14 protein-coding genes are annotated in these 14,597 nt (G+C 62.9%); 2 read left to right on the forward strand and 12 right to left on the reverse strand.

Annotated elements, in window-relative coordinates; translation table 11 throughout:
* Nucleotides 1–55 precede the first annotated feature (55 nt).
* The 8 genes from F9K07_RS25610 to F9K07_RS25645 form a co-directional block, all read right to left on the reverse strand.
* The gene (locus F9K07_RS25610; RefSeq protein ID WP_236581515.1) at nucleotides 56–1,168 is read right to left on the reverse strand and encodes an ABC transporter ATP-binding protein; all 1,113 of its coding nucleotides are present in this window, start codon (nucleotides 1,166–1,168) and stop codon (nucleotides 56–58) included.
* Nucleotides 1,165–2,142 (reverse strand): ABC transporter ATP-binding protein, encoded by a 978-nt coding sequence (locus tag F9K07_RS25615; protein ID WP_159596093.1) that lies wholly within the window; start codon nucleotides 2,140–2,142, stop codon nucleotides 1,165–1,167. The genes F9K07_RS25610 and F9K07_RS25615 overlap by 4 nt, the downstream gene beginning before the upstream one ends.
* Before the next feature lie 2 nt (nucleotides 2,143–2,144).
* Nucleotides 2,145–3,056: an ABC transporter permease gene (locus F9K07_RS25620; protein ID WP_159596094.1), complete on the reverse strand. Its 912-nt coding sequence runs from the start codon at nucleotides 3,054–3,056 to the stop codon at nucleotides 2,145–2,147.
* Between the two features lie 69 nt (nucleotides 3,057–3,125).
* A complete protein-coding gene (locus F9K07_RS25625) occupies nucleotides 3,126–4,667 on the reverse strand; it encodes an ABC transporter substrate-binding protein (RefSeq protein ID WP_236582059.1) in 1,542 nt (513 codons plus the stop codon).
* Nucleotides 4,668–4,711: 44 nt separating this feature from the next.
* On the reverse strand, nucleotides 4,712–5,998 hold the full coding sequence (locus tag F9K07_RS25630; RefSeq protein ID WP_159596096.1) for a M20 aminoacylase family protein: 1,287 nt from the start codon (nucleotides 5,996–5,998) through the stop codon (nucleotides 4,712–4,714).
* Nucleotides 5,998–6,978 (reverse strand): ABC transporter permease, encoded by a 981-nt coding sequence (locus F9K07_RS25635; protein ID WP_159596097.1) that lies wholly within the window; start codon nucleotides 6,976–6,978, stop codon nucleotides 5,998–6,000. Before F9K07_RS25635 ends, F9K07_RS25630 begins: the two co-directional genes overlap by 1 nt.
* 63 nt (nucleotides 6,979–7,041) lie before the next feature.
* Nucleotides 7,042–8,610: an ABC transporter substrate-binding protein gene (locus F9K07_RS25640; RefSeq protein ID WP_159596098.1), complete on the reverse strand. Its 1,569-nt coding sequence runs from the start codon at nucleotides 8,608–8,610 to the stop codon at nucleotides 7,042–7,044.
* A gap of 158 nt (nucleotides 8,611–8,768) precedes the next feature.
* Nucleotides 8,769–9,587: a DUF3047 domain-containing protein gene (locus F9K07_RS25645; RefSeq protein WP_159596099.1), complete on the reverse strand. Its 819-nt coding sequence runs from the start codon at nucleotides 9,585–9,587 to the stop codon at nucleotides 8,769–8,771.
* 174 nt (nucleotides 9,588–9,761) lie between these two features.
* On the opposite strand from F9K07_RS25645, the gene F9K07_RS25650 reads away from it, so the two are divergent.
* Nucleotides 9,762–10,064: a ComEA family DNA-binding protein gene (locus F9K07_RS25650; RefSeq protein ID WP_159596100.1), complete on the forward strand. Its 303-nt coding sequence runs from the start codon at nucleotides 9,762–9,764 to the stop codon at nucleotides 10,062–10,064.
* Between the two features lie 102 nt (nucleotides 10,065–10,166).
* Here the strand turns inward: F9K07_RS25650 and F9K07_RS25655 are convergent, their stop codons facing one another.
* From F9K07_RS25655 to F9K07_RS25665, 3 genes are all read right to left on the reverse strand, one after another.
* Nucleotides 10,167–10,697 carry a group II intron maturase-specific domain-containing protein gene (locus F9K07_RS25655; protein ID WP_159596101.1) on the reverse strand — a complete coding sequence of 177 codons (531 nt, stop codon included), beginning with the start codon at nucleotides 10,695–10,697 and terminating at the stop codon, nucleotides 10,167–10,169.
* A 262-nt stretch (nucleotides 10,698–10,959) separates the two neighbouring features.
* Nucleotides 10,960–11,949, reverse strand: a complete 990-nt coding sequence (locus tag F9K07_RS25660) for a porin (RefSeq protein WP_159596102.1) — start codon at nucleotides 11,947–11,949, stop codon at nucleotides 10,960–10,962.
* A gap of 261 nt (nucleotides 11,950–12,210) precedes the next feature.
* A complete protein-coding gene (locus F9K07_RS25665) occupies nucleotides 12,211–13,164 on the reverse strand; it encodes a porin (RefSeq protein ID WP_159596103.1) in 954 nt (317 codons plus the stop codon).
* 275 nt (nucleotides 13,165–13,439) lie between these two features.
* Here F9K07_RS25665 and coq7 point away from each other — a divergent pair, with 275 nt between their 5' ends.
* Nucleotides 13,440–14,102 carry a 2-polyprenyl-3-methyl-6-methoxy-1,4-benzoquinone monooxygenase gene (gene coq7, locus F9K07_RS25670; RefSeq protein WP_159596104.1) on the forward strand — a complete coding sequence of 221 codons (663 nt, stop codon included), beginning with the start codon at nucleotides 13,440–13,442 and terminating at the stop codon, nucleotides 14,100–14,102.
* A 22-nt stretch (nucleotides 14,103–14,124) separates the two neighbouring features.
* On the opposite strand, the gene F9K07_RS25675 is transcribed toward coq7, so the two are convergent.
* Complete coding sequence (locus F9K07_RS25675; RefSeq protein ID WP_159596105.1) at nucleotides 14,125–14,574, reverse strand: OsmC family protein; 450 nt, start codon at nucleotides 14,572–14,574, stop codon at nucleotides 14,125–14,127.
* Nucleotides 14,575–14,597: the final 23 nt, after the last annotated feature.

Genomic DNA, 14,597 nt, shown 5'->3' on the forward strand with positions numbered 1-14,597 from the left:
AAGCGTAGGCCACCTGATTGCTCCCCACCATCTGCCAAATGGGAGAGCTTCGCGCTCAGATTCGCCCTTCTTCCACCGCATGGCACGCGATGCGAATGCCCTCGATATCCAACAGATGGGGCCGCTCGGCGCGACAGCGATCGTTCGCATGCGGGCAGCGGGGATTGAAGGCGCAACCACTCGGCGGGTTCAACGGATTGGGCACTTCGCCCGAGACGGGCGTGCGCGCCTTGCCGGTGTCGTGCATCTTCGGAATCGCATCGAGCAGCATGCGCGTGTACGGATGGCGCGGCCGCGCGAACAAGTGATGCTTGGGCGCCAGTTCCACCAACCGCCCCAGGTACATCACACCCACCTGATCGCTCACATGCCGCACCACGGCCAGGTTGTGGCTGATGAAGAGATACGTCAACCCGCGCTCACGCTGCAGGTCCTTCATGATGTTGAGCACCTGCGCCTGCACGCTCACATCCAGCGCCGACGTGGGTTCGTCGCACACCAGGAACTCGGGCTGCGTGGCCAAAGCGCGCGCGATCGAAATGCGCTGGCGCTGACCGCCGGAGAACTGGTGCGGATACTTCACACGGTCCTGTGGCGAGAGCCCCACCGATCGGAGCAAGTCGTCGACACGCGCGCGCAAGGCGGCGGGGTCGGTTTCAATCTCATGCTCGCGCAAAGGCTCGGCAATGATGTCCTCGACGCGCCAACGCGGGTTCAGGCTCGCATACGGGTCCTGGAAGATCATCTGGATGCGGCGGCGCAGCTTGCGGCCTTCGGGCCTCTTGAACGCGGCATGTGCATCCTGCCCATCGAACTCGAAGCCCCCGCGCGTGGGTTCGTAGAGCCCCACCAGCAGCCGCGCCACGGTGCTCTTGCCACACCCCGACTCTCCCACCAGGGCCAGCGTCTGACCGCGGGGAATATCGAACGACACGCCGTCCACGGCCCGCAGCAACTGACGCGGCTTGCGTTCCAGGACCCGGTTGAGCCAGGGTGCGGACACGTCGAAGGTCTTGGCGAGATCGGTGGCCCGCACGAGCACGGGCTGAACAGCCACTTCCGGGAGAGGGGATTCGGGCAATGTGGGCGCAGTAGGCGCGGTAGGCGCGGATTGGCGCTCGCGCGCCAGTTGTGCCTGCACGGCCTTTTCGATCATGTCGGCGCTCATGGGACTACCGCCTGACCTTGGCCATGCAACCAGCAGGCCGCGCGCGTGGCGCCGGCGGGCAACAGTTCGGGGCGCTGCACATGGCAACGGTCGAACACGCGTGGGCAACGTGGGTTGTAGGCACAACCCGCGGGTATGGCATTGAGCCGTGGCATCGCGCCATCGATCTGGTGCAAACGTTCGCGGTCCTGGGCCATGTCGGGAATGCAGTCCATCAAGCCTGCGGTGTAGGGGTGAGCGGGCTGGTTGATGACCTGGTGCACCGGGCCGATCTCCGCGATGCGCCCGGCGTACATCACGGCCACGCGGTCGCAGGTTTCGGCGATCACGCCCATGTCGTGCGTGATCAGCATCACGGCCGCGCCGCGCTGTTTGCAGATGGTCTTGAGCAGCGTGATGATCTGTGCCTGGATGGAGACATCGAGCGCGGTGGTAGGTTCGTCGGCCACGATGAGCTGTGGCTCGGCCGCCAGCGCGAGCGCGATCACGACACGCTGGCGCATGCCGCCGGAGAACTGATGCGGGAAATGGTCGATGCGCTGATCCGCCGCCGGAATGCCGGTGTCCTTGAGCAGGTCGATGGCGCGCCGCCGCGCTTCGGCCTGGCTCACGGGAAGGTGCGTGGTGATGGTCTCGATGAGCTGGCGGCCCACCGAGTACAAGGGGTTGAGCGAGGTCAGAGGGTCCTGGAAGATCGCACCGATCTGGCGGCCGCGCACCTTGCGCATCTGGTCGTACGGCAAGTTGTCGATGCGTTTGCCCTGCAGCAGGATCTCACCCGAGGCCACGCGCCCCGGCGGTTCGAGCAAGCCGATGATGGACGCACCCGTGAGCGACTTGCCCGCACCCGACTCGCCCACCACGCCGAGGATCTCGCCCGGAGCAATGTCGAAAGACACGTCGTCCAGCGCGCGCAGCGTGCCGCGGCGGTTCGGAAATTCGACAACCAGGTTCTTGACTTGAAGCAGGCTCATGTTCAGCGCAGTCGTGGGTTCAATGCGTCGCGCAGCCAGTCACCCAGCAGGTTCACGCTCAATGCGATCAGCACCAGCATGGCGCCCGGAAAAATGGTGATCCACCATTCGCCGGAAAACAGGTAATCGTTGCCCACGCGGATCAGCGTGCCCAGCGACGGCGAGGTGGGCGGCGCGCCCACCCCCAGAAAGGACAAGGTGGCCTCGGTGATGATGGCCGTGGCCACCTGGATGGTGGCGAGCACCAGCACCGGCCCCATCACGTTGGGCAACACATGGCTGCGCATGATGTGCAGCGGTGCCACGCCGGTCACGCGCGCGGCCTGCACGTACTCCTTGTTGCGCTCCACCAGCGTGGAGCCGCGCACCGTGCGCGCGTACTGCACCCAGCCCGTGAGCGTGATGGAAATGATGAGCACACCAAAGGCCAGTGCTTCGTGCGCATTGGGAAACAGGGCGCGGCCCACGCCCGCGATCAGCAGCGCGACGAGGATGGCGGGAAAGGACAGCATGACGTCGCACAAGCGCATGAGAAAGCCGTCTATCCAGCCACCGAGAAAACCGGCCAGCAAACCGAACGTCACCCCGATCACCACCGACAGCAGCACCGACGCCAAGCCCACCGCGAGCGAGATGCGCGCGCCGTACATCAACGCGGAGAGAATGTCGCGGCCCTGGTCGTCGGTGCCCAGCAGGAAATTGCTCGAACCTTCAGGATGCCAGGCGGGCGGCAGGCGCGCGTTGGAGAGTTCGAGCGTGGCGAGGTCGAACGGATTGTGTGGTGCCACCCACGGCGCGAACACCGCGCAGAACACGCAAACGATGGCAATGGCCGCCGCCACGATGGCAGTGGGAGATGAGCGAAAGCTGTGGCCGACATCGCTGTCGAGCCCTCTTTTGATGAGGCTGATCACGTGGGGAACCTTGTTGTCCGCGGAGTGGCCACGAGACGCCTAGCCTCTTGGTGGCACGCCAGCATGGCCTTACTTCGGCGACTTCACGGACATGAAGCGGAACGGCATGAAGTTGTCGGCGAGCTGCACCAGTTCCACGTTGTTGGAAACACCCCAGGCCAAGGCCTGCTGGTGCAGCGGGAGATGGCCGATGTCGTCGGTGTGCAGTTTGAAGGCCTCAGCAATCATGGCGTCGCGCTTGGCCTTGTCGGTTTCGGACTGGATCCTCACCGTCAACTCGTCGACCTTCGGGTTGCAGTACGCCCCCAGGTTGAACTGGCCGCTGCCTTTGTCGTCCACACAGCGCATCAGCGCGTTCAACGCGTTGTGCGAGTCGTAGGTACCCGGCGTCCAGCCGAGCATGTAGAAGCTGGTGTCGCGCCGCAGGACCTTGGGGAAATAGGTGCCCTTGGTCTCAGCCTGTAAATTAATCTTCACACCCACGCGCGCGAGGTTGGCCGCCACCGCCTGGCAAATGTCGCCATCGTTCACGTAACGGTCGTTGGGGCAGTTCAGCGTGACCTCGAAGCCGCTCGGATAGCCGGCCTCCGCGAGCAGCTTCTTGGCCGCCTCCGGGTCGTATGGCAATCGCTTGTTCACCGCGTCGTTGTATCCGTTGATGCCGGGACCCACCATCAAGGCCATGGGCTTGGAGGCCCCGCGCATCACCACGCGCTGGATGGTGTTGATGTCGATGGCCTGGTAGAACGCCTGGCGCACGCGCTTGTCCTTGAACGGGTTCTTGCCCTTGACGTTCGAATACAGCAACTCATCGCGCTTCTGGTCCATGCCCAGGAAAATCGTGCGCAATTCGGGCCCTTGCATCACCTTGGTCTTGCCCGTGGCATTGATGCGCGCGACGTCCTGCAGCGGCACGGGCTCGATCACGTCCACCTGGCCCGACAACAGCGCGGCCACGCGCGTGGCGTCGTTGCCAATCGGCGTGTACTCCACATTGAGCACATTGCCCTCGATCTTGCCCCAGTAGCTGCCGTTGCGCACAAAGCTTGTCCTGACGTTGGGCTGGCGCTCGCGCAGGCGGAACGGCCCGGTGCCGTTGGCGCGGAACGAGGCCGCGTTCTCGATGCCCTTGCGGCGATCGACCGGGCGCGTGGCCTGGTTGTCCTCGGCCCACTTCTTGTTCATGATGAACAACAGCGAGAGCACGTCGGGCAGGATGGGGAACGGACCCTTGGTCTCGACCTCGACGGCGAAGTCGTTCACCTTGCGGACTTCCTTCACGTCGTTGGTATAGCTCTTCATGTCCGAGCCCTCGCCGGAGGCGCGCGCGAAGGTGAACAGCACGTCATCGGCCGTGAAAGGAGCGCCGTCGTGGAATTTCACGCCCTTGCGCAACTCGAAGCGCCACACGTTCGGCGAGGTCTGCTTCCAACTGGTGGCCAGCGCGGGCACGAGTTTGAGATTCTTGTCGCGTCCCACCAGTGGCTCGTACACGTTGTTCGTCACGCTGAGCTGCAGCGATTCGTTGAGCGAATGCGGATCCATCGACAAGGCATCGCCCTGGTTGCCGATGCGGATCGTCTGCGCCGAGGCGCTGCCCATGGCGATCATGGCGGTGGTGACCAGTGTGGTCGCCCACGTTGTCCGGATGCTCTTCATGCCTCGCTCCTCGATGTGTGTGCAGTTGTGGAATGGTTTCGGGTGTGGCCGGCGTGCGCGTCGCCCGCCAGCGGCATGCCCTGCTCCACCAGGCTGGCGTGCAAGGCTGCGCCAAGCGGCAGCACCTCGTCGTTGAAGTCGTAACGGTTGTTGTGCAGCACACAGCTGCCCATGCCGTTCTCGGCGCCCTGCCCCAGCCGCAGGTACGCGCCGGGTTTGACTTGCAGCATGAAGGAAAAATCTTCCGCCCCCATGCTCGGGTCCATGTTGCGGTCCACGTGTTCGTGGCCCACCAGCTTCTGCGCCACATCCGCGGCGAAGCGGGCTTCGTCGCGCGTGTTGATGGTGGCGGGGTAGATGCGCTCGTAGTTCACATGGGCCGTTGCGCCCAGGCCCAGCGCCACGCCCGAGCACACTTCCTGCAGGCGCCTCTCCACCATGGCCTGCACCTCGGGGTTGAAGGTGCGCACCGTGCCCACCAAGGTCGCCTTGCTCGGGATCACGCTGAACGCACCCATGTCGCCGGCGTGCATGGCGCACAGGCTGATCACCGCGCTGTCGATCGCGCGCACGTTGCGCGCGACGATGCTCTGCACCGCGGTGATGATGTGGGCCGCGGCCAGCACCGGGTCCACGGTCTGGTACGGGTGCGCGCCATGGCCTCCCTTGCCCGTGATCTCGATGGTGATGCGGTCCGCGGACGCCATCATCGGGCCGGGATTGATGCCCACGGTGCCCGGACGCATCTGCGGCCAGTTGTGCATGCCGAAGACGGACTGCACCGGGAAGCGCTCGAACAGCCCATCTTCGATCATGGCCTTGGCGCCCGCAAAGCCTTCTTCACCCGGCTGGAAGATCAGCACCGCAGTGCCGTCGAACTGGCGCGTTTCCGCAAGGTAACGGGCGGCACCCACCAGCATGGTGGTGTGCCCGTCGTGGCCGCAACCGTGCATCATGCCCGGGCGGGCGGATTTCCAGGCAACGTCGTTGTGCTCGGTCATGGGCAGCGCGTCCATGTCCGCGCGCAGGCCGATCATGCGACCGCTGGTGTTGCTGCGCCCACGGATCACCCCCACCACGCCCGTCTTGCCGATGCCGGTGTGGATCTCGTCGACACCGCACACCTTGAGCGACTCGACCACGCGCTGCGCGGTGTAATGCTCTTCGAAACCCAACTCCGGATGGGCGTGCAGGTCGCGGCGCAAGGCCGTGAGTTCGGGATGGAAAGCCGCGATGTGCGAGAACGCGCGGCCATGTGCCTTGATGCGAGACGGTAGGGTCATCAGTGGCCACCGGCCTTCTCCGCGCGAAGGCGCGGGTCGACAGCGAAGTACAGCAGATCGACGATCAGGTTGATGACCACGAAGATCAGCGCGATCAGGCAGAGGTAGGCGGCCATCACGGGGATGTCGGCGAACGTCACCGCCTGGATGAACAACAGCCCCATGCCGGGCCACTGGAACACGGTCTCGGTGATGATGGCAAAGGCGATCAAGCCGCCCAGTTGCAAGCCGGTGATGGTCATCACCGGCACCAGCGTGTTCTTCAGCGCATGGCCGAAATGCACGGCGCGGTTGGTGAGCCCCCGAGCACGCGCGAACTTGATGTAGTCGGTGCGCAGCACCTCCAGCATTTCGGCGCGCACCAGCCGCATGATCAACGTGAGCTGGAAGATGGCGAGCGTGATCGCCGGCAAGGTGATGTGGTGCCAGCCCTTGGCCGTCAACAAACCGGTGCTCCACCAGCCCAGCGGTGTCACCTCACCACGGCCGAAACTCGGGAACCAACCCAGCGTCACCGCAAACAGCAAGATCAACAGAATGCCGATAAGGAAAGTGGGCAACGACACACCCAACAAGGACACGGTCATGAAGACCTGACTCATGAACGAACCCCGGCGCAATGCCGCGTAAACGCCCATGGGAATGCCGATCAGCAAGGCCAGCAGGGCTGCCACCAGCGACAGCTCCAACGTGGCCGGGAATCGTTCGGCGATCAGCCGCGACACCTTCGCACCCTGGCGCAGCGACAACCCAAATTCGCCCTGTACCGCATTCAAAAGGAAATGCCAGAACTGGATGAAGAACGGCTGGTCGAGCCCCAGGTCGGCGCGCAGCGCGCGGATCTGCTCGGGCGTCGCGTCCTGCCCGAGCAGGAATACCACCGGATCCCCCACATACTGGAACAACATGAACGCGATCAGCGCCACGCTGACCATCACGACCACCGCTTGCGCCAATCGCCGAAGAATGAATGCGAACATCGTGCGAGAAATGAAGAGAGGGTCGCCCCCTGCGGTGCGCGACCCTCAACCGACCGTTGAAAATCAGTTTACCTTGATCAGGCGCCAGTCCAGGCGATTGTCCGCGCGGTGCACCACCGTGACGTTCTTCTTCATCGCCCAGGGGATGACCTGGTTGTGCAGGGGAATGTGCGCCACATCCTCGTTCTGCAGGGCAAGCGCTTTGGTCAGCAGTTCGGTGCGCAGCTTCAGGTCGGTTTCCTTCTTGGTCCGCTCCACCAACGCGTCCATCTGCGGGTTGCTGTAGCGGCCGACGTTGTAATTGCCGTCGCCGCCCGCACCCACCGAGCGCACCAGCGATTGCAGGCTGTAGAGCGCATCAAACGTCGGCACCCCCCAACCCAGCATGTAGATGCTGGCTTCGTAGCGCTGGATCATGGGAAAGTACGTCACCAGCGGCAGCGTGCGCAGCTTGGCTTTGACGCCGATGCGCGCCCACATCGCCGTGACCGCCTGGCAGATCGCCTCGTCGTTGATGTAGCGGTTGTTGGGGCAGGCGAAGTCCACCTCGAACCCATCCTTGTAACCCGCATCGGCCAACAGCTTCTTCGCGGCCTCGACGTTGTACGGATAGCGCTTGTGCACGGCCTGCGTCCACCCGTTCACCTGCGGCGCCACCAGCGCGCCAGTGGCCTGCCCCAGTCCACGCAAGCTCACGCGCGTGATGGTGTCCATGTCGATACCCTGGTACAGCGCTTTGCGCACACGCTGATCCTTCAGCGGATTCTTGCCCTTGATGTTGCTGCCCGGCAGTTCGTTGCGGAACTGGTCCATGCCAAAGAAGATCGTGCGGTTCTCGATGCCATCGATCACCTTGAGCGAAGGATTGGAGCGCACGCGGGGCAAGTCCTGCGGGCTCGGGTCGAGCACGAAATCGACCTCGCCCGACAGCAACGCCGCCATGCGCGTGGCCACTGCCTTCACCGGCGTATAGACGATCTCGGTGACGTTGCCTTCGGCCTTGCCCCACCAGTTGGGATTCTTCGCCAGCACGAGCTTTTGGTCGGGCTGCCATTCCTTGAGCACGAAGGGCCCGGTGCCGTTGGCGTTGCGGTGCGCGAAGTTCTCGTCCTGCGTCTTGATGTCCTTCGGCGACGTCGAGTTGTTCTTTTCTGCCCAAGCCTTGCTCATCATGCGCAACTCAGTGAGCTGGTTGAGCAGCACCGGGTTGGGATCGGTGGTGAAGATATCGATGGTGTTGGCATCCACCTTCACCACGCGCTCGATACCCTGTGCGTAGATGCCGAAGTTGGACGTCTTCGCCATGGCCCGCTGGATGGAAAACACCGCGTCATCGGCGGAGAAGGCGCCCCCGTCATGGAACTTCACACCCGTGCGCAGGTTCAGCCGCAGCTGCGTGGGCGTCATCTGTTTCCAGGCCGTGGCCAGCACCGGCTCGGGCTTGAACGTGCGGCTGTTGTAGTACACGAGCGACTCGTACACCGAGGCGTGCACGCCGTTGCCCAAGGCGTTGTTCTGGGAGTGGATGTCCCAGGTGGGTATATCGCTCGCGCTGGTCCATTTGAAGGTGTTGGCATGCGCACTGACACCAAAGACCGTCGCCGCACACAGGACTGCAAGTGGGAGCCTCATTGGTTGACACCTAAATAAAATGAACATCCCGCCACTATGCAACAAACGTTCCCGCTGATGCACGGGACTAACCCGAAGCTGCCTCATCCGTTTGCTTGCGCCGGTGTTCGCCCGCCACAGGAAGGACAGGGCCACAGACGGAAGCCCGTGACCACCTCTCAGTCGCGGGCGCGTTCAAGCGTCAGCGCGCCATACCATGCCGTGAGCTGGCTCCCGGTGTTGTCCGTGTCCGTCATCACCGCCACCATGCGAAGCGGGCCCGGATCTTCGCCGAAGGCCAAGCGAAAGTCGGCCCGCACATCGCGCACGTGATCGCGCCATTGCCCCAGATGGGCCACCCCGCTGTCGAGCACCACTTTCCGGATGCGGTCCGTGCGCGGATTCACCACAACGGTGCCCGGCGCGTCCTTGGCGCTCCACACGTAAACCAGCGAGGCGTACGGCAACTCCTCACCCGTCACCAAGCGGCTCATTTCAGAGAGACGGTGGTTCCTGGGCGTCCAGCGCGAACGGTCCCCCTCGAAGGAAAGCACCACCCGTACCGGAGAATCCGCCTTGCCGGAAAGCGACAGGTCGGCATCCTGGGGAATGCCATCGACCCGCCAGGACAGGGACACTCGGCCCACCGATGCCAGCGACGGCTCGAACCGCTGCCGCAGAATGCTGACGGAGCTGTTCGCCCGCACACGCAACGCCGGCCGGCCGGCGACCTGCACCGATTCGAACGCGGTAGTCCGCTTGCCCGGGAAGCGGACCGACTCCCAGGGCACCTCAGAAGCAGGCGTGGAGAACAGGCGGCTTGCCGCTGCCAGCACCTCAGACCGCGCGCCCATCGAAGCCTGCCTCTCGCGGGGCTCTGCTCCATCCTCAGCCGGGTCATCGCCCGGCGCCGGAGACCACGCAGTGCACCCCATCAACGCCACGCCCGTGAAAACCAGGCTGACCAGAAAGATCACTCTTCTTTTCAGATTCTTCAAACACGCCTCACATCCGGACTCAACCGCGATTGAACCAACACCTTTGTCACCAAACTTCAATACACCCCGATTCCTTAGGCTTCAATGCCGACCGAGGCCGATGGTTGGCTTCGACCATGGACGGTCATTGAACAGGCTGCCCATGGCATCACAAACGTTTCAACGGAGGAATCCATGTTCAAGAAAACGCTAGTTTGCCTGCTGTCACTGTTCGCCGCCGCCAGCTTTGCCGCCGTCGACATCAACACCGCCACGGTGTCCGATCTTGACAGCATCAAAGGCATCGGGCCGGGCACATCCACCAAGATTCTGGAGGCGCGCAAGTCGGCGCCGTTCAAGAACTGGGGTGATCTGATCCAGCGCGTACCGGGCATTGGCGACAAGCGCGCGGTTAAATTGTCGGCGGAGGGGTTGACGGTGAATGGCGAAGCGTTCAAGCCGACGGCCGCAACACCGAGCGACAAGAAAACCAAGTAAAGCGGTCGCAGACGATCGGCATAGGGGGCAGCCTTTATAGGCTGCACCCCTGCCACACCACCCGGCATGCGGATCCGCACCGGGCGGTTCGAGAGCTTGAGGTCATGAGAGACTGGGCAATCCCAGTTGATCGAACCAGGCGATGGTCTGCACGCTGTTGAGCAGCTCGGCACTGTTGCGCCACCAGCGCCGGCCATTGGCCGCCACCTGCTTTGCAACGTCGTGCGTCACCCCGCGTGCCTTGAGTTCTCGGTAGATCTTCGCGCCCCGCTTCCAATGCCTGAGCTGGACCGCCCTCAATCGGTGGCGCATCCACTTGTCCAGCTCACGCCAGACCTTGAGCGTCTGCGCCACCCCGAAGTACGCCCCCCAGCCGAGCAGATAGGGCCTCAACTTCTCCACTACCTGCTCCAGGCTGCGTCCGCCCGAGCGGCGCGTGTGCTGTCGGATGCGGGCCTTGAGGTCGTCCATGGCCTTGCGCGCCCGTGCGCTTGCCACCACGCTCTTGGCCGCGCCCCGGTGCTCACGAGGCGGGCCTCGGGCTTCGTCGCTGATGGGATCGCCCACGGCTTCACCGTGCGCTACGCCCACCCGCCCGGATCGCTCCGGCATCTGACGCATGGCCTTTGGCATCCCTCGTGTCCTTGGGTCACTCACTCTCGTTCGGCCCTTCGTGCTCGCCTTCTGGCCTCATCGACCCCGGCTCGCGCTACTACGGCCTCTGCTGACTTCTCACTCCGGCATAGCCATCGGTTGCGCTTCGCTTCACTCGCCGTGACCAACTCGGGGCGGGACTTGCACCCGCAGAAGTGCGCCCATGCTGGGCGCACAACGAAAAAAAGCCACCCGGCATGCCGGGTGGCTTTTTGCTGATCGGTATTCCGAGGTACGGAGATCAGAACTTGTGTTGCAGGCCAACACCGAAGGTGGTGACGCGAGCGGTCGTGGTGCCGGCAGCGTCTTCACCCTTTTGGCGCTTGAAGCCGGCATAAGTCGCCGTGCGCTTGGACAGGGTGTACAAAGCACCCACCGAGAAGGCCGTGCGCTTGAAGTCGGTCGGCTCATCCTTGGAGCGGGCATAGCCCGTCGACAGCGTCAGAGCAGAAGACAGCGGGAAGTCCGCGCCGATTTGCCAGTCTTTGGTCTTCGTGTCGAAGAAGTTGCGGGTTTGACCCACGCCACCCTTCAGCACGGCAACGCCAAAGTCGTACGAACCCGTCAGGTACATGGCCTTGGCGTCGGTACCAACGGCAACAGCGTCATTGAGCAGCTGGTAAGCGAAAGCCACGGTCAGCGGGCCGCCGGCATATTGCACATTGAAGTCGGTTTGATCGTTGCTCACGCCAGCCACTTCATCCAGGCTGTGCGACACGGCAAAGCTCACGCCACCGAAGCTCGGCGAGGTGTAGCGCATGCCGTTGCGCGGCTTGTCCACATAGGCGGCCACGCTCAGCGTGCCATAGGAAGGCGAGAACGCCAGCGAGTCAAACACCGAATTGCCGATGGCGTACACATCGTCGAAAGCCGACCAGATGTTACCGAACTGAACGGTACCGAAGCCACCTTCCAGACCGACCCAGGACTGGCGCTCGAAAGCGGTGCCGCCCACTTGCGCGGTACCGGTGTCGGCGTTGAAACCTTGCTCCAGCTTGAAGATGGCCTTCAAACCACCACCCAGGTCTTCCGTGCCTTGAAGGCCGAAACGGCTGGTGGCCAAACCGCCAGAATTCACGCCCGTCACCGACGTGGAGCCCACGCCAGGAAAGTCAATCTTTTGACGGCCGACCCACACGTCTGCCAGACCATACAGCGTCACGCTGGACTGGGCCTGGGCCACACCGGCCACGGAGCCGAGAATTGCCAGTGCAATCAGGGATTTTTTCATGGTTACTTCCTTAAGAATATTGCGGTGACACACCACAAGTTAGAAAAAACTGACAGTTGGATGTTAGGGGGAAAGACCGGGAAACCTAGGGTAAGCCCCAAAAAAGGGCGCAGACTTTGCAGCGTTCGTTGCCGTGGTGCAACAAGTTCATACCCGCCCGGCGCATTCAAGAACACGTCGCTTGAAAGAAAAAAGCCGCCTGTTCTTGCGAACAGGCGGCTTTGCCGCTGATCAAGCTGCTGGCACTAGGCCAGCGTAAGATCAGAAGTTGTGGGCCAGACCCACGCCCCAGCCGGTGATGGCCTTGCCAACTGGCGAACCGTTAAAGCCTTGCTGAGCATTCTTCTTGTTGCCGATGTTCACATAGGCCGTAGTGCGCTTGCTCAGGAAGTACTTGTAGCCACCGTGGATCACACGGGTGGTGCCTGCACCAGCTTCGCTACGGTCATAAGAAGCCCACAATTCGCCGGGGCCGACAGGAGCGGTCACGCCCAATGCCCAGTCGTTGTCGGCATCCGACGCCACATTGGCGCGGTCGTTATACGAGAAGAGCAGCTTGGCTGGGCCGAAGTTGTACGAAGCAGCAAGCAGACGCAAAGACGTGATGCCAGGGGCTACCTGACCCACATTCTTCGAGTAAGCGAAGTTCACAGCCAGAGGACCATTGGCGTACGAAACACCAAAACCACGGTGTGCGTTCACACCAGCAGCTTCAGAAGGCGCGTAGGAAATCTGTCCGCTGAAACCACCAAAGTTCGGCGTCGTGTACAGAATTTGGTTGTCCACGTACACGCCGTTGGTGAACAGGGTGTTGCTACGCGTTTGGTAGCCAGTCACGCCCTTGGTGCTGTTCGCGGTCAAGGCCAGGTTGAAGGTGGGGTTGAAAGAACGGCCCAGCTTCAGGGTACCGAAACCACCTTGCAGGCCCACCCACATGTCGTTGTTACCCAAAACGTTGCCCGCAGTGGTGCCAGTGCTGGCGTCGAAAGAGGTCGCAATTTTGAAGATAGCCTTAAGACCACCACCCAGGTCTTCCGTACCAGACACTGCCCAGTGGCTGGTGCCGAGGCGGCTGGAAGTCATTTCCAGCGGGCTGACTTGGCCGCCACGGTCTTCGAGGCCGACGTCAACGGTGCCGCTCAGGGTCACGGAGGATTGTGCGAATGCGGCGCTGGTGGCTGCCACGGCGGCCAAAGCGATCAGGGTCTTTTTCATGGAAGTTTTCTCCAAGGGTTGATGAGGGCCGCAGGTCTTGGCCGACGAGCCAACTTCCGTTCAGGAAGCTGCGCCAATTGCATCAGAAAGTTTCCCCATACGCCATGTTGATGGATGTATTTGCGCCGTTACAACGGTGCATCCGTTGCACGCCTGCCACGAAGTCGGTGTTTACCCGGACGTCCAAACATCCTGTACCCCAACGAACCCAACGACCGGTCTTCAGACAAACCGTGGCAGGATGGCATTCGACGAATTCTTGAGCTTGCATTGCCATGCGCACACCGACCGATGTTTTGTTGATCACCGCCGATGCGGCACTTCGTACCTTGTTCGTGAGTCCGAAAGCTTCTCGTGGCTGCCCCACACTACCGGAGCGGGCCACCGATGCTGAGCTCAGTGCGAGCGAAAAACAACTTTCGGGGGCGTTGATGCGCGTCAACCACGTCGGGGAGGTGTGCGCGCAGGCGCTGTACACCGCGCAAGCGCTCGCAGCGCGTTGGCCGCGCGGCTCGGGCAAAGCACCCGATGAGGCTCTGGCCTTGCAATTGGAGGCCGCTGGGCGCGAGGAGACCGATCACCTGGCATGGACAGAGACGCGTCTCAAGGAGCTCGGCGCGCGGCCTTCGCTGCTCAACCCGCTCTGGTATGCCGGCGCGTTCGGCTTGGGTTTGGCGGCGGGGCGCCTGGGAACAGGCGTAAGCCTCGGTTTTGTCGTGGAAACCGAGCGCCAGGTGGAGGCACACCTCGCAAGCCACATGGACCGCCTGCCAGCCACGGATCAAGCCTCTCGGGCGATCGTGGCGCAGATGAAGGACGACGAAGCCCGACATGCACGCGAGGCCCAGCACGCAGGCGCAGTGGAGCTGCCACGCGCCGCGAAGGCCCTGATGCGCCTGGCCGCGAAGGTCATGACGACCGTGGCGCACCGCATCTGAGCGGCACGCTCAACAAGGGCCATCAGGCTTCGAGCAATTCGAAACTGGTGGTGATGTCGGCGGTTTTCCCGAGCATGATGCTGGCCGAGCAGTATTTGTCGTGGCTCATGACAATGGCGCGTTCCACAGCCGCATTCGGAATGCGCTTGCCCGTGACGCTGAAGTGCATGTGAATCTTGGTGAACACTTTGGGATCCGTCTGCGCGCGCTCGGTGGTCAGCTTGACTGAGCAAGCCCGCACGTCGTGCCGGCCACGTTTGAGGATGAGGACCACGTCGTAAGCGGTACATCCGCCCGTGCCAGCCAGCACGGTTTCCATGGGGCGGGGCGCCAGGTTGGCACCGCCATTCTCAGGTTTGACGGCATCGGGCGCGCCATCCATGGCGATCACGTGGCCCGTCCCCGTCTCGGCAATGAAGCCCATTTGCGAGCGGGTGCCGGCCGAGCCGGTCCAGGTGACGGTGCATTCCATGGTGTGTCCTGTCGTGTGAAATA

This window comes from Hydrogenophaga sp. BPS33 (assembly GCF_009859475.1).
GTDB lineage: Bacteria > Pseudomonadota > Gammaproteobacteria > Burkholderiales > Burkholderiaceae_C > Hydrogenophaga.